General features: G+C 38.2%; 1 protein-coding gene. It reads right to left on the bottom strand.

The genetic code is table 11. The features are described 5' to 3' along the window. Window positions 1-1,752: single-stranded-DNA-specific exonuclease RecJ (gene recJ, locus BAU17_RS01175; protein WP_237579064.1), on the bottom strand; the 1,752-nt coding region annotated here is incomplete at both ends.

Below are 1,752 nucleotides of genomic sequence, written 5' to 3'. Positions count from 1 at the left end.
AATAAACAATGTCTTTTCTTCAAAATTTAATAAATGTTGATTCCGTTTTGGACGATAATCAAAGACTTGCAACGCATTAATTTGATAATCTTCCAACATTAATTGAGGAATTCGTTTCCCATTCCATTCATTAATTGATAATTGTCCTACAACGCTTAATTCATCACTTTGAAATTCTAAAGACTCCGAGCCAAAGCCAAAACCAATTCCATCTAATTGTTGATTTGTTTCATCAATTAATGAGAATTTTAAATGCTGGTTATCACTACCAACCGTTCGACTACTAGTAACTGAAACTTTTTCAAATAAAAAGTTTGGCAATGGATTATCCATACCAAAAGGTGCCAGTAATTGTAAAGAATCAATAAATTCTAGTGAGACAGCAGCTAAGGGTAAAATCGCATCAATCGCTAAATCAATACCGCTAGTCAAATCATGTTCAAGCATATATGCATTTAATTTTTCTTGTAAAATAGTTACATTAACTGCTTCTAAACTTAAGCCAACTGCAGCGTGGTGTCCACCAAAACTTGTCATCCATTCACGCATACTGTCTAACATCTCAAATAGATTCACTGATTCTGTGCTACGACCTGAACCTTTCGCTAGTCCATCTTCTTTGATAGTCAAGACTAAGGTAGGTTTCCCCGTTGCTCGTAAAATACGACCAGCGACAATTCCTAAGATTCCTTCATGCCAATTTTCACCAGCAATGACATTGATGCGGTCATCTGGACGAACCATTGCCATCGCTTCTTCGGTAATGACTTCTACTAAATCTTTGCGACGCGTATTAATTCGGTCTAACTTTTCAGCTAAGGTTTGTGCTTCTTCTTCATCGAATGTGGACATTAAATGCACTGCTGGATTGGGATCTTCTAAGCGACCAATCGCGTTGAGGCGTGGACCAATTGAAAAGCCAATGCTAGTTTCATTCAATCCTTCTGGTTGGATGCCACTTACATCAATTAGTTTAGCTAAACCAATGCGTTCTGTTTGTTTCATTGTCTGTAAACCAAAAGTAACGAGCACCCGATTTTCATCTGTTAGAGAAACCATGTCTGCAATTGTACCAATAGCGACTAAATCTAAAAATTCAACAGGTACTTCTTCAAGCAATGCACATGCAACTTTAAACGCCACGCCTACTCCAGCTAGTTCACCAAATGGATACTCTCCTGCTGGATGACGAGGATGGATGATCGCATAGGCTCCTGGTAAATCTTGCGGCATTTCATGGTGATCTGTCACAATAACATCAACACCTTGCTCATTGGCATAATTAATTGCCTCATGCCCAGAAACGCCATTATCAACGGTGACAATTAATTGAATCCCCTCGGCAATTTTACGTTCATAGACTGCTTGGTTAGGACCATATCCATCAGTGAAACGATTCGGCAAATAAAACTCAACATCTGCGCCTAACAATTCCAATGTTTCTTTCATAATAGTCGTACTTGTAATACCATCTGCATCATAATCACCATAAACTAAGATCCGTTCACCTTCCATAATAGCTTGTTGGATACGTTCAACAGCTTTGTCCATCTCAAAAAATAGAAATGGATCATGTAATGTATCTAATGACGGCGATAAAAAAGCTTCCACGGCTTCTGGTGTCTGAAGTTGACGATTCCAAAATAACGAACCTAGCGGAAGCGGAATATTTTTTTCTTTTAAGGTTTGGATAAAGGTTTCAGGCAATTCTTGTTTCTTTGGCAATTGCCATTGAAAACTTGCTTGTTTCAC

The organism is Candidatus Enterococcus willemsii (assembly GCF_009933335.1).
Classification (GTDB): domain Bacteria; phylum Bacillota; class Bacilli; order Lactobacillales; family Enterococcaceae; genus Enterococcus_F; species Enterococcus_F willemsii.
The sequence above is the reverse complement of the archived record's forward strand: the minus strand, read 5'-3'. Positions and strand labels throughout refer to the sequence as shown.